We start from the raw sequence: 18,836 nt of genomic DNA, 5'->3' as shown, positions 1-18,836 counted from the left end.
CCGCCTTGCCTTCAGCCGTAGAAGTTGTCGGAAAAGAGCGCCTGCACGCCGACCAGCGTCACCGTGTGCAGGCCGCTTCCATGGCCGAGCGTCTGGCCGACATCGATGACGAGGGCATCGGCTTCGTTTGCGGTCGAGAGGGAGACGGCGTCATCGGCGCTGGTCACGACCAGATCCTGGTTGGTGTCGAGCCGCGCAAACATTTCGGAGGCATAGACCTGCAGGCCCTGCTGGGTAAAGCCGCTGAGGCTCAGCCCGTCGCTCGCCAGGTCGAAGTCCTGAATGATGTCCTGGCCGATGAACTCGCCGCTGGCGACGTCGAGGTTGGCAAAGAGGATATCGAAGCCTGCGCCGGTTTCGATGTCATCATCGCCAGCCCCGCCCTGGATGACGTCGTCCCCCTCGCCGCCGGACAAGTGGTCATCGCCGTTCCCGCCGACAAGCTGGTCGTTGCCGTCCTGCCCATCGAAGGCGACCGCATCGGTGCTGATGGTGTACTGGCCGGACTCGTTGAACAGGTCGAAGGCATAGAACTCGTCGTCGCCCGAGGTGCCGACCACCCGCTCGATGGTCGCCAGGGTATCATCCGCAGCACCTCCCGCACCATTCACCAGCCATGCCAGAATGCCGCCCCCCTCGCCGGAATAGTCGGCGGTGTCGTAACCATCGCCGCCTTCAAGGGTGTCCGAGCCAGCGCCGCCCGTCAGCACATCATCACCGGCATCGCCCATCAGCAGGTCGGAACCCTCACCACCATCAAGTGTGTCGTTCCCCGCGCCTCCGTGGAGTTCATCCTCACCCTGCTCACCATGCAAAGCGTCATTGCCGCCGTCGCCCCAGATCAGGTCGCGATCCTGGCTCCCGTTCAGAAAGTCGGCTCCAGCGCCACCATCCAGCACGTCGTCGCCCGACCCGCCCAGCAACTGATCGTCGCCAGCGCTACCCGTCAGCATGTCGGCAAAGCCGGAGCCGACCAGCCGCTCGACGTTCAACAGCGTGTCGGTGCCCGCCCCACCGGTCGCCTGCGCAGTCGCCAGGCCCAGTTCCACCGTCACGCCGGAGATCGCCCCGGCATAGCTCGCCGTGTCGGTGCCATCGCCACCGTCCAGCACATCGTTGCCGGCACCACCGTCCAGCACGTCGTCACCCGCCTCGCCACGCAGCACATCGTCGCCAGCGCTACCCGTCAGCATGTCGGCAAAGCCGGAGCCGACCAGCCGCTCGACGTTCAACAGCGTGTCGGTGCCCGCCCCACCGGTCGCCTGCGCAGTCGCCAAGCCCAGTTCCACCGTCACGCCGGAGATCGCGCCGGCATAGCTCGCCGTGTCGATACCATCGCCACCGTCCAGCACATCGTTGCCGGCACCACCGTCCAGCACGTCGTCACCCGCCTCGCCGCGCAGCACATCGTCGCCAGCGCTACCCGTCAGCATGTCGGCAAAGCCGGAGCCGACCAGCCGCTCGACGTTCAACAGCGTGTCGGTGCCCGCCCCACCGGTCGCCTGCGCAGTCGCCAGGCCCAGTTCCACCGTCACGCCGGAGATCGCCCCGGCATAGCTCGCCGTGTCGGTGCCATCGCCACCGTTCAGAAAGTCGGCTCCAGCGCCACCATCCAGCACGTCGTCGCCCGACCCGCCCAGCAACTGATCGTCGCCAGCGCTACCCGTCAGCATGTCGGCAAAGCCGGAGCCGACCAGCCGCTCGACGTTCAACAGCGTGTCGGTGCCCGCCCCACCGGTCGCCTGCGCAGTCGCCAGGCCCAGTTCCACCGTCACGCCGGAGATCGCCCCGGCATAGCTCGCCGTGTCGGTGCCATCGCCACCATCGAGCACGTCATTGCCGGTACCACCGTCCAACACGTCGTCGCCAGCGCCGCCCCTGAGCGAATTGGCGCTGCTGCTACCCTTGAGCGTATCGTCGAAGTCCGAACCGACCAGTCCTTCAATGCTGAACACCCGGTCCTCGCCGGCGCCCCCGGTCCTCTGCACGATCCCGGTCAACGCCAGGTCGACTGTTATACCCGAGGTCGCGCTCGCATAGGAGACGATGTCGCTACCCGCACCACCGTCCATCGCGTCGTCGCCAGCCCCACCTTCCAGCACATCGTCGCCAGAGCCGCCGAGCAACGCTTCGGTTCCGGCGTCACCCTTCAGTACGTCAGCGAAATCCGAGCCGATCAGCCGTTCAATGCTGATCAGCGTGTCATCGCCCGCACCACCAGTCGCCTGAACACCAGCCAGCGACAGATCAACCGTCACCGCGCCTGGAGCGAGCGCATAGGTTGCGGTATCAAAGCCACTACCTCCATCAAGCGTGTCGCTGCCAGCACCACCGTCCAATACATCTCTGCCGGCGCCGCCACTGAGCACGTCATCGCCCGCATCACCCTGCAGAAGATCCCCTCCGGCGCTGCCGCTCAACAAATCAGTGCCGCTGCTACCCTTGAGCGTATCGTCGAAGTCCGAACCGACCAGTCCTTCGATGCTGAACACCCGGTCCTCGCCGGCGCCCCCGGTCCTCTGCACGATCCCGGTCAACGCCAGATCAACTGTGACACTCGAAGTCGCACTCGCATAGGAAACGATGTCGCTGCCCGCACCACCGTCCATAGTATCGTTGCCGGCCCCACCTTCCAGCACATCATCACCATCACCGCCTACCAGCACATCACTGTCGACGCTTCCCTTCAGCACGTCAGCGAAATCCGAGCCGACCAGCCGCTCGACGTTCAACAGCGTGTCGGTGCCCGCCCCACCGGTCGCCTGCACAGTCGCCAGGCCCAGTTCCACCGTCACGCCGGAGATCGCCCCGGCATAGCTCGCCGTGTCGGTGCCATCGCCACCATCGAGCACGTCATTGCCGGCACCACCGTCCAACACGTCGTCGCCAGCGCCGCCCCTGAGCGAATTGGCGCTGCTGCTACCCTTGAGCGTATCGTCGAAGTCCGAACCGACCAGTCCTTCAATGCTGAACACCCGGTCCTCGCCGGCGCCCCCGGTCCTCTGCACGATCCCGGTCAACGCCAGGTCGACTGTTATACCCGAGGTCGCGCTCGCATAGGAGACGATGTCGCTACCCGCACCACCGTCCATCGCGTCGTCGCCAGCCCCACCTTCCAGCACATCGTCGCCAGAGCCGCCGAGCAACGCTTCGGTTCCGGCGTCACCCTTCAGTACGTCAGCGAAATCCGAGCCGATCAGCCGTTCAATGCTGATCAGCGTGTCATCGCCCGCACCACCAGTCGCCTGAACACCAGCCAGCGACAGATCAACCGTCACCGCGCCTGGAGCGAGCGCATAGGTTGCGGTATCAAAGCCACTACCTCCATCAAGCGTGTCGCTGCCAGCACCACCGTCCAATACATCTCTGCCGGCGCCGCCACTGAGCACGTCATCGCCCGCATCACCCTGCAGAGAATTACTTTTACCATCGCCATAGAGCACGTCATGGTAAACAGAGCCAATCAGCCCTTCAATGCTGGTCAGCTTGTTCCGCCCAGCACCACCAGTCTCTTGGGTAGTATTCAATCTCAGATCAACTATCACTGCAGTTGGAGCGGACATATAGGTGGCTGTGTCCGTGCCAAGACCTCCATCCAACTCGTCGTTGCCGCCATTCCCGCTCAACACATCGTCTCCAGCGCCGCCCACCAACCTGTTCAGGCTGGCGTCGCCGGCGAGCGTGTCGTTATAGCTCGACCCGATCAGCCCCTCGACGCTGACCAACCTGTCCCGCCCAGCAGCGCCCGTCTCCTGCGCCGCCGGCACCGCAAGGTCGACCGTCACCCCGCTTGTTGCTTCGGCGTAGCTCGCGGAGTCGTCCCCAGCCCCACCATACAGCACATCATCACCGTCGCCGCCGTCCAGAGCATCGTCGCCATCGCCGCCATCGACAAAGTCGTCGCCACCCAGTCCATGGACAACGTCATCCCCGCCAGTCGTCCTGAGCGCAGGATCGGATGCCGTCGGCATGATGACATCCGCGCCGGCAGTGCCCAGGATTTCCGCCATTGGTTCGCCCTTCTGAATTGGTTATGGCGCCCTCCCGGCGATGATGACGGCTGCCCTGCCTCATCATGCCCGGGATGGTTCGCCGAATTTGCCCGACCTGAACGCGCCTGCCCGTTCATGGGCCGGGACGCAGGCCTCCCCGCGCCAGCCCATGAACCCGGCCGGCCCTCATCCCACGAAGTTGGCGCCCGAAAGCGCCGTGATGCCCGCCAGCCGGAGGATCATTGGATCGGCCACCTCGAAGCCTGGCCGTCCCTCCGACGCCAGCTCCACCAGCGCCGGCGCCAGGTCGATCGTCAGCCCGCCACCCTCGACCGTCACCCCGGCATCCAGCCCATCGATGCTGCCGTCCGCGTTGCTGTCCAGCGCGTCGAAGCCGATCCGCTCGGTGCCGCCGTCGTCGGTGAGGATGAAGGTCAGGTCGCCGATCCGGTCCTCGCCATGCCGGAAGTCGCTGACCTCTGTCCGCCCGCCGCCGGCAAATTCCTGGCTACCGCCGGAATACTCCATGGTGATGGTGTCGGCCCCCGCCCCCAGCGAGATCCGGGCGTTCAGGCTGTCGTAGCCGCCGACCTGCACCAGGTCGTCGCCCTCGCCGGCCGAGACACGGTCGTCGCTGTAGATCGACAGGGTGTCGTTGCCCGTCCCGCCATACAGGATGTTGCTGCCGCCGCCGGCATCGAGATAGTCGTCGCCGTCGCCGCCGTTCAGGTGATCGTTGCCCAGGCCGCCGCGCAGGTCGTCGTCACCGGCATGGCCCTGCAGCCGGTCGGCGCCGGCGCCGCCGGACAGGAGGTCGTTGCCGGCACCGCCGCTCAGCGAATCGTCGCCGTCCTCGCCATCCAGCTGGTCGTCGCCCTCGCCGCCCATCAGCGTGTCGTTGCCGGACCCGCCGAAGGCTCGGTCGTTCCCGTCGCCCAGGCCCAGCGTGTCATCGCCTCCCCAGCCCTGGACCAGGTCGCTGCCGGCCCTGCCCAGGATGGTGTCCGCCTCTTCGGTGCCGGCAAGCCGGTCGTCGCCGATCGTGCCTTCAATGATTGCCATGAGGCGTCTCCGTTCGGGTCATGCCGTCGGCATCAGGCTGACGGGCAGCATGTGGTCGTTGATCTCTTTCCAGGGCTGGCTGGTGGCATAGAGCTTGCCGCAGGCATTGTAGTAGCGCCCGGAATTGAGGGCGTCGTCCTCGCTGGCCGAGGGCACCGCGTTCGGGTTGCACGCCCAGACCTGCGGCATCGTGATCTCCGGGCGGCGGCTGCCGTCCGGCATCAGGGCGCGCCCCTGGCTGGTGTCGAACGTGCCGTCGGACTTCTTGCGGTAGAGGTTGAGGTAGCGCGCCGGGTTCTTCTGCAGCTGCATCGCATAGGCCGCCCCGTCCTCGGCCATGATCTCGATGATGTAGCGGTAGGTCTTGGAGACCGGCAGCGGCGGGCTGATCTCCAGCCGGCCATACGGCATGACCGGCACCACCTGCTCGAACTGGGTGAGGGTCGGCGAGGTGGAGGAGGTCAGGTTGGACGGCGTGATGGTGAGCGTTCTGCCCGGCACCACGTCCCGGCCGAACGCCGCGAAGCTGCCGGCCGGGAACGCCTTGAACGGGCCCGCACCGCCCACCCGGAACACGTCGCCGCCCGAGGAGACCGGCGGCGGCCAGACCTGGCGCAGGCCCATGGTGAGGTTGCGGCCAGCCACCCCGGTGACCCGCAGGATCCGCACGCCCAGGCGCTTGTCCTGCTGGTAGCCGATCAGGCTCGTCCAGCGCCAGGCATGCAGGTACAGCTCGTCGACCGTCTCGCCGGCAAAATCCGCGGGCGGGGTGAGAACCTGGCGCAGACGCTGCTGGCCATGCACCAGCAGTGCTGGTCCGCGCTGCGCGGTGGGCGGCAGTGGTGCTGCGGGATTGACGGGATCCTGGTCGAACAGGCCGGTGCTGGACAGGCCGCCGGTGTAGCGGCCCCGATAGTACCAGGGCTGGCCCAGCCAGATCCCGTCGTCATAGCCCAGCATGAAGAACGGCGTCATGCCGCGCGCCCCGCCGGCGCTGAGGCTGGTGTTGGGCTGCTCGGTGGAAGGCAGGTACTCGCGCACCGCCAGGAGCCGGTCGAGCGGCGACAGGGACAAGGGCTCGCCCGGATGGGCCGCCGCCGCCGAGAAGGCGTTGTTGTCGAGCGAGAAATTGACGGTGGGCGAGGCCGCCAGGTTGACGATCTCCGCGATGATCCACTCGCCGGCCGTCACCTGCCAGGGCGCCCCGTTGGCGGTCACGTCGACATAGACGAAGGCGGTGCCGCAATAGACATACACGTCGTCCAGGAGCTGGACACGGTTCATCCAGGAATGGACATGCAGGCCGCCCACCAGTTCCGGACTGTCGGCGACACCGGTGCGCGAAGCGGCCGGATTCAACCCATCGAAGCCGCCGACCTGCCGGCCGGGATAGTAGCCGAGTTCGCCCGGCGTCACCTCGCCGGCCGCCAGCTGCACGCCCTTGGGCGCGCTCCAGTCGTTGCAGCGAAAGAACTTGATCCGGTAGCAGCCGAAATTGCCGCCGCTATGCGCGTCGGTCGGGTCGGAATTCTTCCGAGCACCCTGGGTCTGCCACATGAACCTGGAGATGACGCCGTCCTTCGGCGCCTGGAAGGAGACGTAGTGGCCGCGCGGCCAGCGAATGTTGGCCTGGGTGGAGGCATAGATCGGGCAGCCGATCACCCGGTATTCGGGCAGGATCATGGCCGGCCTCCCGAAGGCGGCCGGCCAGGCCGCCGACGCCGCCCCGTCCGCCAGGGCGGCGCGCGCTTGGTCCAGGTCGGCGGCAAGGGCGGCAGGTTGCCGTTGACCGGCGGGTCGTCATACCCGGGGATCAGGTCGACCGGCGGCCGGGCAGCCCGCACCGACGCGGGGAGTGCGGTCGCCAGCGCCATGGCGCCGGCCATTGCCAACATGGAGCGACGACGAAAGGTCGCTTGGCCTCTTCTGGAATTCGGAACTGGATATGACATGGTGGATTATGCTCATTCCCGCCGGTGAAAGCGATTTATGAGCATGAGTCATTCTATAAAAATTTCCGAGAAGCCATCAGTAATGCGAGAAATATACTAAAAATGCATATACTGTAGCTGAAAAGCTGCTCCATCGGTCGCAGGCCGGATCGGGCCAGGCCATGACCCGGCCCTGTCGGCGACCAGCCTCCTTGGTCTCGAAAGCGGCTCGACCGACATGATCCAGGCACCTGCCGATGTTCCAGCCTTCGGCAGGTCCCGTGCAGGCGAGCCGCTCAGCCCCTGACCTGGTTCTCCTGGAACCAGCGATAGGTGGCGCGCACGCCGTCCTCCAGGCCGATCCGCGGCTGCCAGCCCAGCGCCCGCAGCCGGTCGGCGCTCATCAGCTTGCGCGGCGTGCCGTCCGGCTTGCTCCGGTCCTGGACGATCCGGCCCTCATAGCCCACCACCTGGCAGACCAGCTCCAGGAGCTCGCGGATGGTCACGTCCGAGCCGGAGCCGACATTGACATGCTCGTGGCCGGAATAGGTCTTCATCAGGTGGACCAGCGCGTCGGCGCAGTCGTCGGCATGCAGGAACTCGCGCTTGGGCGTGCCGCTGCCCCACATGACGATCTCGTCCTGCCCCTGCTGCTTGGCCTCATGCGCCTTGCGGATGAAGGCCGGCAGCACGTGGCTGGAGGTCAGGTCGAAATTGTCGCCAGGCCCGTACAGGTTGGTCGGCATCGCCGAGATGAAGTCCCGGCCGTGCTGCTTGCGATAGGCCTGCGCCAGCTTGATCCCGGCGATCTTGGCGATCGCGTACCATTCGTTGGTGGGCTCGAGCGGCCCGGTCAGCAGGCTGTCCTCGGCGATCGGCTGCGGCGCCATCTTCGGATAGATGCAGGACGAGCCGAGGAACAGGAGCTTCTGCACCTCCGCCCGGTGCGCCGCCTCGATGATGTTCGCCTCGATCATCAGGTTGTCGTAGAGGTAGTCGGCCGGGAACGTGTCGTTCGCCAGGATCCCGCCGACCTTGGCGGCCGCCAGGAACACCGCGTCCGGCCGGTTCGCCACCATCCAGGCGCGCGTCTGCGCCTGGTCCTTCAGGTCAACGCTGTCGCGCCCGGCCGTGAGGATCTCGCAGTCCTCCGCCGCCAGCCGCCGCACGATCGCCGAGCCGACCATGCCGCGATGGCCGGCGACCCAGACCCGCTTGCCCGCGAGCGGGAACAGGATGTCAGGCATCCCGCATCACCGGAGCCGACGCCATCACCTTCAGGTCCTCGTCGACCATCTCGGCCAGCAGCGCGTCCATGTCGGTCTCGTGCTTCCAGCCGAGCTTGCGGTGCGCCTTCTCCGGGTTGCCGATCAGGAGGTCGACCTCGGTCGGCCGGAAATAGCGCGGGTCGATCTCGACCAGAGTCCTGCCGCTCTTGGCGCAGATCCCCTTCTCGTCGACCCCCTCGCCCTTCCACTGCAGGGTGACGCCGAGATGGGCGAATGCCTTCTCCACGAACGAGCGCACCGTGTGGGTCTCGCCGGTGGCCAGCACATAGTCGTCCGCCTGGTCCTGCTGCAGCATCAGCCACATGCCGCGCACATATTCCCGGGCATGGCCCCAGTCGCGCTTGGCGTCGATGTTGCCGAGGTAGAGCTTGTTCTGCCGGCCCAGATGGATGGCGGCCACCGCGCGGGTGATCTTGCGGGTGACGAAGGTCTCGCCGCGCAGCGGACTCTCATGGTTGAACAGGATGCCGTTGGAGGCGTGCATCCCGTAGGCCTCGCGGTAGTTCACCACGATCCAGTAGGCGTACAGCTTGGCCGCGGCATAGGGACTGCGCGGATAGAACGGCGTCGTCTCGCTCTGCGGGACCTCCTGGACCTTGCCGTACAGTTCCGAGGTCGAGGCCTGGTAGAACCGGGTCTTCTGGGTCAGGCCCAGCAGCCGGATCGCTTCCAGCAGGCGCAGCGTGCCGATCCCGTCGGCATTGGCGGTATATTCCGGGGTCTCGAAGCTGACCTGCACGTGCGACTGGGCGGCTAGGTTGTAGATCTCGTCCGGCTGGGTCTCCTGCACCACGCGGATCAGGTTGGTGGAATCCGTCATGTCGCCATAGTGCAGGATGAAGCGCGGATCCTCGACGTGCGGGTCCTCGTAGAGATGCTCGATCCGGCCGGTGTTGAACGAGGACGAGCGGCGCTTGATGCCGTGGACGATGTAGCCCTTGTCCAGCAAGAGCTGGGACAGGTAGGCGCCATCCTGGCCGGTGGCCCCCGTGATCAGGGCCACTTTGCCGTTACGCTCGGTCATGTCGTCCATCGTCCGTCGTTGAAAGAAACCGGATATGCCTGGGCGGCCGCCACCGACCCTATACCAGCCCACCACCCGGCGGGCAGCGCATATCCTGTCGCCCAGGCGTCCACAAGGGATGCCCGGGGCAGGACGGCCGGGCGTGTCGCCCGGATGCGCCCCGCCCTCCTCGCCCGGCCTCAGAACCCGGCTTCGGCCGCCTCCTCCTCCTTCTCCCGCACCGGCGCAGCGTCCAGGGCCGCCGCCACCGCGTCGTCGACCCGCTCCAGCCAGACGAACTCCAGCTGCGCGCGCGCATCCTCGGGGATCTCGTCGAAGTCGCGCCGGTTGCGCGCCGGCAGCATCACCCGCTTCAGCCCGGAGCGCGCCGCCGCCACCACCTTCTCCTTGATCCCGCCCACCGGCAGCACCAGGCCGCGCAGGCTGATCTCCCCGGTCATCGCGGTGTCGCTGCGCGCGGTCCGCCCGGTCAGGATCGAGGTCAGCGCGATGAACATCGCCACGCCGGCGCTCGGCCCGTCCTTGGGCGTCGCGCCCGCCGGGACGTGGACATGGATGTCATTCTTCTCGAACAGTCCTGCCTCGACCCCGAGTTCGGCCGCCCGGCTCTTCACCAGGCTGAGCGCCGCCTGCACGCTCTCGCGCATCACCTCGCCCAGCTGCCCGGTCAGGATCAGCCGGCCGTTGCCCGGCGTGCGGGTCGCCTCGATGAACAGGATGTCGCCGCCCACCGGCGTCCAGGCGAGGCCGGTCGCCACGCCCGGCACGGCGGTGCGCATCGCCACCTCGTCCTCGAACCGGGGAGCCCCCAGGATCTCCGGCAGGTCGGCCGGCCCGATCCGGGCATGCTCGACCCGGCCCTCGGCCACCCCCACCGCGACATGACGCAAGGCCCGGCCGAGCTCGCGCTCCAGCTCGCGCACGCCCGCCTCGCGGGTGTAGCCGCGGATGATCTCGGCCAGCGCCGCGTCGTCGACCTCCGCCTGCTCGGGCTTCAGCCCGTTCGCCTCCAGCTGCCGCGCCACCAGGTAGCGCCGGGCGATCTGCAGCTTCTCGGCATCGGTGTAGCCGGCCAGGCTGATGATCTCCATCCGGTCGCGCAGCGGCCCCGGGATCGTTTCCAGCATGTTCGCGGTGGCGATGAACACCACCCGCGACAGGTCGAACGGGACGCCCAGGTAGTTGTCCCGGAACGTGTTGTTCTGCTCGGGGTCCAGCACCTCCAGCATCGCCGCCGACGGGTCGCCCTGGATGCCCGAGCCCATCTTGTCGATCTCGTCCAGCATCATCACGCAGTCGCGGGCGCCTGCCTTGCGGATGCCCTGGACGATGTTGCCCGGCAGGGCGCCCACATAGGTGCGCCGGTGCCCGCGGATCTCCGCCTCGTCATGCACGCCGCCGAGCGACACCCGGACGAACTTGCGCCCCATGGCGCGGGCGATCGACTGGCCGAGCGAGGTCTTGCCGACGCCGGGAGGACCGGCGAAGCACAGGATCGGCGCCTTGCCCTCCGGAGCCAGCTTGCGCACCGCCAGGTACTCGACGATCCGCTGCTTGATCTTGTCCAGCCCGAAATGGTCGGCGTCCAGCACCGCCCTTGCCTGGGCGATGTCGATCGGCGGCTCCTCGCCCAAAGACCAGGGCAGCTCGATCAGCCAGTCCAGATAGGTGCGGATCATGCCGTACTCGGCCGAGGCGTCCGGCATCCGCTCCAGCCGGCGCAGCTCCTTGCGCGCGGCCTTCTCGACCTCCTCGGGCATCCGGGCCTTCTCGATCGCCTCGCCGAGCTCCTGGATCTCCTGCGCCTTGCCGGCGTCGCCCTCGCCCAGCTGCTTCTGGATCGCGGCCATCTGCTCGCGCAGCAGCACCTCGCGCTGCCGCTCGCCAAGCGACGCCTTGGTCTGCTCGCCGATCTCCTGGGAAAGCCGCAGCACCTCGATCCGCTGGGCCAGGAGCCGGGCCACCTTGTCCATCCGCGCCCGCAGGTCGAGCGTCTCCAGGAAGGCCTGCTTCTCGTCCGGCGTGGCGTCGATATAGGCCGCCACCATGTCGGTCAGCGCGTTGGCGGTGGGCGCGTTGTTGACCGCGGCCAGCAGCTCCGGCGGGCTCTGCGGCAGGAGCTGCAGCGCCTCGACGGCCTGGCCCTTCAGGTGCAGGAAGCGCGCCTGGATGTCCTGGGCATCGCTGCCGGGCTCCTCCAGCCGGCGCACCCTGGCCGACAGGAACGGCTTGCGCCGCACGAACTCCTCGACCTGGAAGCGCTGCTCGCCCTGGCAGATCAGGTGGTGGGCCCCGTCCGGGGCGGTGACGTAGCGCAGGATGTTCGCCACCACGCCCATGCGGTGCAGGTTGTTGGGCGTGGCCTCGGCCTCTTCCGGGTCGCGCTGCATCAGGATGCCGATCGGGCGGCCCTGGCGCACGGCGGCCTGGGCCGCGGCGATCGAGCCCTGCCGGTTGATCACCACCGGCATGACCACGCCCGGGAACAGCACGAAGCCGCGCACCGGCAGGATCAGCAGCTCGTCCGGCGCCAGCTCGGGCCCCGAATCGTTGTCGGCGGCGCCGGCAGCGCCGCCGGCCTCGGCGGCGAAGGGAACTTGGGGAAAGCGGGACATGATGGGATTCCCGGTCAGGCGAGCTTGCGCAGGGCGATGGCGAGGCAGCCGTTCACGATCGACGGGTGCAGCACTTCGTACCGGCCGGGCGGCAGCGCCAGCTGGCGCTCGAACCGGCCCTGCGGCAGTTCCAGCCGATGGATCAGCGCGGTGCGCAGCTGGGGCGGCAGTACGCGCTCGCCCGAGATCAACAGGCTGCCGTTCTGGATCGACACCTTGATCCGGTCGGGATCGACCCCGGGCAGAGCCGCGAACACCAGGAGCTCGTGGTCGGTCTCCAGCATGTCGACCGGCGGCTCCCAGCTCGGCTGATGCGAGCGTCCGCCGGTCGGCTGGAAGGTCTGCCGGCGCATCCGCTCGGCGCGGAGCAGCATTTCCACGGCGTCGGACCACATCCAGGCCCTGGGATCCGAATTTGTCATGCCTCGTCCTCGGCGGTCGGCCGTCACCATCAGGCCACCCATGTGGGTAGCCGTCGCAACGGCGGCTAGAGGCCGAGCAGGAGCCGCAGGAGGAAGCCAGGTCTTGAAGGATCCCGCTGGCGGGACCGGTGGCTGGGGCGGAAGGATTCGAACCTTCGCATGGCGGATCCAAAATCCGCTGCCTTACCGCTTGGCGACGCCCCAACACCGCGACACGCCATACGCCGAACCGGCGTCCGGCTCAACGCCCAGAAAAGCACGGGGGCGCAGAACAGCACGGGGATCCAGAACAGCATGGGACGGCTCAGGGCTCAACAAGGTCCGGCTCGATGGTCACCGCCTGGACCCACCAGGCCGGCACCGCCTGCCGCAGGATCGCCGCCGCCCGCTCCGCCCGGTCCGGCCCCGCGAACAGGCCGAAACAGGTCGAGCCGCTTCCCGACATGCGGGCCAGCGCGCAGTCCTCGATCGTCCGCAGGCTCTGCAGCACCTTGGCGATCACCGGCGCCACCGCGATCGCGGGCGGCTCCAGGTCGTTGCGGCTCTCCGCCAGATACTGTGCCAGGACGAGCGGGCCGCCCTGCGGGTGGATCCCGCCATGACGCTCCTCGCCAAGCCCGCCCAAGGCGCGGAACACGGCCGGCGTGGCGACATGGACCCCCGGATTGACCAGCACCAGCCCCAGGGTCGGCAGGCCGCGCACGGGATCCAGCCGCTCGCCGATCCCGCGCATCCGCACCGGCCTTCCATAGACGCAGACCGGCACGTCGGCGCCGAGTTCCGCCCCCAGTTCGCGCAGGCGCGCGTTGCCCAGGCGGGTGCCGCACACCCGGTTGAGCAGGCGCAGGGTCGCCGCCGCATCGGCGCTGCCGCCCCCCAGCCCGGCGCCCACCGGAAGACGCTTGTCCAGCATGATCCGGCCGGCCACCACCGCACCGGTCCTGGCCGCGAACAAGTCGGCAGCCTTCAGCACGAGGTTGTCGCGATCGAGCGGCACCTGGCCAGCGAACGGGCCGGCCGCCTCGAGCGTCAGCCCGAAGCCGCTGCCCTCGGCCGGCGCGAACGACACGAGGTCGCCCAGCGGCGCGAACACCACGAGGCTGTCCAGCTCGTGATAGCCGTCCAGCCGCCGCGCGGTGACCAGGAGGTCGAGATTGATCTTGGCCGGCGCCAGCTCGGAGCGGGAGGCATCGCCCGTCATGGGGTGGCCATCATGATTCCAGGCCATTTTCCAGCTTGTCGCGCAGGAGCCGCGCCAGCTCCTCGTCCGGCGAGAGGGACAGGGCGCGCTGCCACTGGAAGCGGGCCTCCCTGGTCCGCCCCGTCAGCCAGAGGACGTCGCCCAGATGCTCGTTGATCACCGGGTCGCCCGGCTCGGCCTCGACCGCCCGCTCCAGCCAGGTGACCGCCTCGTCCAGCTGCCCGGTCTTGAAATAGGCCCATCCCAGGCTGTCGATGATGAACCCGTCCCGGGGCCGCAGCTCCACGGCCTTCTGCAGCATGCCCAGCGCCGTGGCGAGATTCTCGCCGCGGTCCACCCAGGAGTAGCCCAGATAGTTCAAAACCAGGGGCTGATCGGGCTCCAGCCGCATCGCCTCCTGGAAGTCGTCCACTGCGCTGTCCCAGTCCCCGATGCGCTCCCGGGCCACGCCGCGGGCATAGAACAGCCGCCAGTGGCGCCGCGACGGGACGCCCACCCGGCCGATCGCCTGACTGTAGTAGCCTGCCGCATCGGCATAGTTCTCGCCGGCGCGGGCGAGGTCGCCGAGCTTGACCAGGGCGTCGATCCGCTCCGGCCGCTCGTCGACCATTTGGGCCAGCACCTGCTCCGCCTCGTCCTGCCGGTTGGCGGCCACCAGCGCGTCCACCGTCGCCAGGCGCCCTTCCCAGTTCCAGGAGGACGTGGCCGGCAGCCCGTCCAGGACCTGGATGGCCAGGGTCGGATTGCCCTGGGCGACCATCAGGCCGGCCAGGGCCAGGGTCGACTCGCCATCGACAGGTGCTGCCCAGGTCGCGAGCCGCGCATAGACGATCGCACGGCCCACGGCCCCCTGCTGGCGCAGGGCCTCGACGATCGCCAGGAGAATGTCCGCGACCCCTTCCCCGGGCGTGGCCAGGACCGGATCGGGAGCGCGGCCCGCCTCCATGTCCGCCGCGACCCGTTCCAGCACGACCGGCTGCTCCTGCAGCGCCAGGGTCTCGTCAAGAAAAGCGATGGCCGCGCCCGCGCCATCCACCTCGTGGATCAGGCGGGTGGCAAGCAGCATCGCGCGGGCCGAGGCCGGCTGCTGCTGCTCCACCACGGGCGCGATGGACGCGAGCGCCTCCCCTGGCTGGCCCGCCAGGTCCTGGATCGCCGCACGATGGTAGATCAGCACCGGAAAGAGCGGGTCGGCCGGATCGACCGGCGGCAGGACCTCCAGCGCGCGCTGTGGATCGCCCTCGGCCACGGCCAGCCATGCCCGGAGGATCGGCGCGATCAGGTCGCCGATCCCGCGGGTCGAAAGCGCGTCCAGGTCCGCGCGGGCCACGTCCAGGCGTCCGTCGGTGAGGGCCTGGATGAACAGCGCCAGCCTGGGCTCGTCGGCGCCAGGATCGAGGTCCGCCAGGAACGCGGCCTGGGCAAGCGCGCCGCGGCGGTCGCCGCTGGCGACATCGAGGAAGAAGACCTGCCGGCGCAGCTCGAGATCGTCCGGATCGGCCGCCTGCGCTCGTCCCAGTGCCTCGGCGGCGCGGACGATGTCGCCGGTGTCCACGGCATACTGGCCGACCAGGTAGTCGGCGATGGGGCTGGGCGTGACCGGCTCGGCGGCAGGCGGCAGCCCGGTGGCCAAGGACTGATCGGCGCCGAGCCCGTCGCTGGCCTGGAGGGACGGCGCGCAGGCTGTCGTGAGCAGGAGCAGGAAGCCAAGCGCGATGGGAAGGCGCGGGCGACGGCCATGCCGCCTGCGCGTCACGGGCCCGGCCCGTTCGCTGTGGTCCGATCCCACCCGGGAAGTTGCCGGAAGCCCGTTCAACCGCTTCTCCGTGAGGTGCGTGCACCACGCTCGGGTGGCGACATCCTGCAGCGGCGCAAGGCCACCCGCCGGCCCTGCGCATCCATCAGGAAGGTCGGACGCTTGACGTGGCGGGACGTTCCGGTCAAGAGACCCCAAGCTGGCCTGCCGATGCTGGGCAGGCTATTGTCGTACCGACGTCGCGCTATCGGATCCGGAACCATGTTGAAGACCTCGAAGAGCAAGAACGACCCGTCGGCGCGTGGCGCCGCTCAGCCTGCCAAGATGATCGATGGCAAGAAGATCAAGCCTGCTCTCTATGTCGGCACTGCCGTTGGCCATGGTCGCTACATAGCGGCGCAGGATGAGAGCGGCAAGCTGGTGGCTGACCGCGAGGGCCGCCCGATCGCGTACCGCGACGTCTGAACGGCACGGCGCCGGCCTCCCTCCTTCGAGTGGCGGCTGGCGCTGGCTGACCAACGAGTTTCGACCGGCGCCGAAGGCGGCGGCTTCACGCTAGATCGCGCGAACGGGCGGTTCTGGCCCTCGAAGAAGGGGCCGCTGCCCGTTCTGCCAAGGAGTTGAACGGCGCTTTCATTGTCCGGCGCCGAGCGGTTTCGTGAGCCAACTGGCCACGGGCCGGGTGGGGAAGGAAACCCTTTGCGTCGTCACGAGGGCGAGATCCGCCAGCTCGGGGCCTGGCTTGCGTGGCAGCGTGACGCGGGCGCGGTCGACCTGGTTGCGGATCTGACCGAACCGAACGCTCGACCGTACCCCGATCTCGCGCCCAGCGTTCCTGCTGCGGCGCTCCAGTCCGTGGCGGACCATTCCCCGGACCCGGCCATCCCGGCAGCTCCAGCCTCCCTGTTCCCGGACCATCGGGGTCCTGAGATCGCCCCGCCCCCCCGCCGCACCGAGACCGGCGACATCGCCGCCGCGCGCAGGCTGGCCATGGAGTGCGCCGATCTGGCTGCGCTGGAAGCCGCGCTCATGATCTTCGAGGGCTGCGCGCTGAAAAAGACCGCGACGCGGCTCTGCTTTGCCGATGGCAACCCGGACAGCCCCCTGGTGCTGGTGGGCGAGGCGCCGGGTGCTGAGGAGGATCGCAAGGGCAAGCCGTTCGTCGGCGTGTCGGGTCGGCTTCTCGACCGGATGCTGGAGACGATCGGCCTTGATCGCAGCCGCTTCTGGATCACCAACTGCCTGTTCTGGCGCCCGCCCGGCAACCGTACCCCTTCGCCGCAGGAGATCGCGGTCTGCCAGCCCTTTTTGGAGCGCGCCCTGCAGCTGGTGCAGCCGAAGGTCGTGCTGTTCGTCGGCGGCACCGCGGCGCGTTCGCTGCTCGGCCTGGAAGAAGGGGTGACCCGGTTGCGCGGCACCCTGCGGACCTGGCAGCCGGAATGGTCGGCCTCGCCGGTCGACACGCTCGTCACCTTCCACCCCGCTTATCTGCTGCGGAACCCGGCCCAGAAGAAGCTGGTTTGGCGGGATCTCCTGCAATTGAAGCAGCGTCTGGACCAGATCGAGCGGATCCCGGATCCGCAGGGGAGGCCGAACTAGGGCATTGGCACGGGTGGAACAGCTCGTCCGGTCGCGGGGCCGGACGCAACGACATCGGGGGGAAGCCCATGGCGCTTGAACGACCACCCGGTCGCGCTTGGTCGGCGCGATCGTGGTTCCTTGTGATCCTGATGGCCGGCATCTCCTGCTCGACCGTGGCGCTGGCCGACAACGCCGCCCCGGTGGTCGCAGCCACGCCGACCCAATCCGCGCAGCAGGGTGATGTCCGGGTGGCCCGGTTCAGTCCGGGTCTCATCCCTGACCTCCCGAACAGGACCGTGCTGCCGCGCCCCCTGTCGACCGGTGATGCGGACCTCTACAAGCGCCTGTTCACCCTGCAGGCCGAGCACCGCTACGATCTGGTCGACCGCCTGATCCGCCTTGTCGACAACCGGATCCTGGTGGGCCACCTCCTGGCCGAGCGCTATCTGGATCACCCCGACTACAAGACCAGCTATCGCGAACTGGCGAGCTGGCTGGCTCTCTACGGAGACCACCCGCGGGCCGACCGGATCTATGCCCTGGCCAAGAAGCGCCAGCCGGTCGGGGTGAAGGTCCCAAAGCCGCTCTCGCCAGCCTCGGACAAGCAGACGCCCTACGAGGTCGTCGAGGACGGCGCCAGCTACACCAGCCCGCTGGAGCGCCCGAAATCCGTCGCGCGCCAGGTGACTGCCTGGCGCCGCGGCATCCCGAGCCTGATCCGCCATGGCAAGGTCGATGAGGCCGAGCAGGCGCTGAGCCAGGCCGAGATCCTGCCGCTGCTGGACGATGCCGAGTTCGACATCGCGCGCTGGCAGGTGGGGCGCAGGCTTTTGGCGGACGGGCAGGCTCGGCGCGCCTATGCCCTGACCGGCCCCGCCGCGTTCCGGTCCGCTGCGATCCTGCCGGAGATGGCCTGGACCGCCGGCCTCTCCGCCTGGCGGGTCGCCGATTATCTGGGCGCCCAGCGCTTCTTCACCGAGTACGCCAATCATCGTGGCTCGGTCCCGGCCGACGCCGCGAAAGGCGCGTTCTGGGCAGCGCGCGCCAGCCTCGCCGCCAACCGGCCCCAATATGTCGCGCGCTTCATGCGCCTGGCTGCCGCCACCGGCGACAATTTCTATGGCCGGCTGGCCCAGGCGGTCCTGGGTGGTCCGCTCCCCGCGGCGACGGTGCAGGTCGGCCTGAACGATCGCAGCGCCCTGGCGCTGCTCAAATATGCCGCCGGCCGGCGGGCCCTGGCGCTGGGCCAGATCGGGCGGCAGGACTTCGCCGAGCTGGAGATCGCCGCCCTCGCCCGGCGGCAGGACGATCCGGCCCTGACCGAGGCGATCTGGAACCTCACCGAGGCATGGGGGCTCCCTCTGGAGACCGCGGCCGCCTTCTCCGTCTCATCGGCCAGCCTGCCCTCCGCCCGCTATCCGGTGCCGCAGCTGAAGGCCAGCCACTTCAAGCTGGACCGTGCCTTCGTCCTGGCGGTCATCCGCGCGGAGAGCGGCTTCGACCAGCTGGCCACCAGCCCCGCCGGGGCGCGGGGGCTGATGCAGCTCATGCCCGAGACGGCGGCGGCGATCGCGCGCCGCAAGGGCGTCGCCTTCACGGAGGAGGATCTCCATGACCCGCTGCTCAACCTGGAATTCGGCCAGGACTATCTGAAGCTGCTGATGCAGCAGGAGCGGATCGGTCCGAACCTGATCCTGATGGCGGCCGCCTACAATGCCGGCCCGGGCCGAGTCGCCCAGTGGCTGGACCGCGATCCGGCGCTCGACGATCCCTTGTACTTCCTGGAAAGCATCCCGCTCAGCGAGACGCAGCACTACGTCAAGAAGGTGCTGTCGGCCTACTGGGCCTATCAGGAGCGCTTCGCCCAGCCGACCACCTCCCTGGACGAACTGCGGCTTGGCAGCTGGCCGACCTATCGCGACAAGAGCACGGTCCGTCCAAAGACCGCGACGAAGAGCTGAGG

12 protein-coding genes and 1 tRNA gene are annotated in these 18,836 nt (G+C 68.5%); 3 read left to right on the top strand and 10 right to left on the bottom strand.

Going from position 1 to position 18,836, the window contains the following annotated elements; translation table 11 throughout:
• Positions 1-11: 11 nt before the first annotated feature.
• From GEMRO_RS34280 to GEMRO_RS0116245, 10 genes are all read right to left on the bottom strand, one after another.
• The gene (locus tag GEMRO_RS34280) at positions 12-4,010 is read right to left on the bottom strand and encodes a beta strand repeat-containing protein (protein WP_157505609.1); all 3,999 of its coding nucleotides are present in this window, start codon (positions 4,008-4,010) and stop codon (positions 12-14) included.
• Positions 4,011-4,178: 168 nt separating this feature from the next.
• Entirely contained in the window at positions 4,179-5,054 is an 876-nt protein-coding gene (locus tag GEMRO_RS30050) for a calcium-binding protein (protein ID WP_051329134.1), read from the bottom strand.
• Between the two features lie 18 nt (positions 5,055-5,072).
• Positions 5,073-6,737 carry a hypothetical protein gene (locus tag GEMRO_RS0116285; RefSeq protein ID WP_027134857.1) on the bottom strand — a complete coding sequence of 555 codons (1,665 nt, stop codon included), beginning with the start codon at positions 6,735-6,737 and terminating at the stop codon, positions 5,073-5,075.
• Positions 6,738-7,281: 544 nt separating this feature from the next.
• Positions 7,282-8,232: a GDP-L-fucose synthase gene (gene fcl / locus GEMRO_RS0116275; RefSeq protein WP_027134855.1), complete on the bottom strand. Its 951-nt coding sequence runs from the start codon at positions 8,230-8,232 to the stop codon at positions 7,282-7,284.
• Positions 8,225-9,298, bottom strand: coding sequence for a GDP-mannose 4,6-dehydratase (gene gmd / locus GEMRO_RS0116270; RefSeq protein WP_205624996.1), 1,074 nt, complete (start codon positions 9,296-9,298; stop codon positions 8,225-8,227). Before gmd ends, fcl begins: the two co-directional genes overlap by 8 nt.
• A 179-nt stretch (positions 9,299-9,477) precedes the next feature.
• A complete protein-coding gene (gene lon, locus GEMRO_RS0116265) occupies positions 9,478-11,913 on the bottom strand; it encodes an endopeptidase La (RefSeq protein WP_027134853.1) in 2,436 nt (811 codons plus the stop codon).
• Between the two features lie 14 nt (positions 11,914-11,927).
• Positions 11,928-12,335, bottom strand: a complete 408-nt coding sequence (locus GEMRO_RS0116260; RefSeq protein ID WP_027134852.1) for an Hsp20/alpha crystallin family protein — start codon at positions 12,333-12,335, stop codon at positions 11,928-11,930.
• Positions 12,336-12,464: 129 nt separating this feature from the next.
• Positions 12,465-12,539: transfer RNA gene (locus tag GEMRO_RS0116255), tRNA-Gln, on the bottom strand.
• A 100-nt stretch (positions 12,540-12,639) separates the two neighbouring features.
• Positions 12,640-13,536 carry a 4-(cytidine 5'-diphospho)-2-C-methyl-D-erythritol kinase gene (locus GEMRO_RS0116250; RefSeq protein ID WP_027134851.1) on the bottom strand — a complete coding sequence of 299 codons (897 nt, stop codon included), beginning with the start codon at positions 13,534-13,536 and terminating at the stop codon, positions 12,640-12,642.
• 10 nt (positions 13,537-13,546) lie between these two features.
• Positions 13,547-15,292, bottom strand: a complete 1,746-nt coding sequence (locus GEMRO_RS0116245; RefSeq protein WP_027134850.1) for a tetratricopeptide repeat protein — start codon at positions 15,290-15,292, stop codon at positions 13,547-13,549.
• 261 nt (positions 15,293-15,553) lie between these two features.
• Here GEMRO_RS0116245 and GEMRO_RS0116240 point away from each other — a divergent pair, with 261 nt between their 5' ends.
• The 3 genes from GEMRO_RS0116240 to GEMRO_RS0116230 all read left to right on the top strand — a co-directional run bounded on the left by GEMRO_RS0116240 (position 15,554) and on the right by GEMRO_RS0116230 (position 18,834).
• Positions 15,554-15,757: a hypothetical protein gene (locus tag GEMRO_RS0116240; RefSeq protein ID WP_035485451.1), complete on the top strand. Its 204-nt coding sequence runs from the start codon at positions 15,554-15,556 to the stop codon at positions 15,755-15,757.
• 171 nt (positions 15,758-15,928) lie between these two features.
• Positions 15,929-16,891: a uracil-DNA glycosylase gene (locus GEMRO_RS30045; RefSeq protein ID WP_157505608.1), complete on the top strand. Its 963-nt coding sequence runs from the start codon at positions 15,929-15,931 to the stop codon at positions 16,889-16,891.
• Between the two features lie 131 nt (positions 16,892-17,022).
• Positions 17,023-18,834 (top strand): lytic transglycosylase domain-containing protein, encoded by a 1,812-nt coding sequence (locus GEMRO_RS0116230; RefSeq protein WP_169728399.1) that lies wholly within the window; start codon positions 17,023-17,025, stop codon positions 18,832-18,834.
• Positions 18,835-18,836: the final 2 nt, after the last annotated feature.

Source organism: Geminicoccus roseus DSM 18922, from assembly GCF_000427665.1.
GTDB classification, from domain to species: domain Bacteria; phylum Pseudomonadota; class Alphaproteobacteria; order Geminicoccales; family Geminicoccaceae; genus Geminicoccus; species Geminicoccus roseus.
Note: the sequence above shows the minus strand (reverse complement) of the source record. Positions and strands in the feature narration are given on the sequence as shown.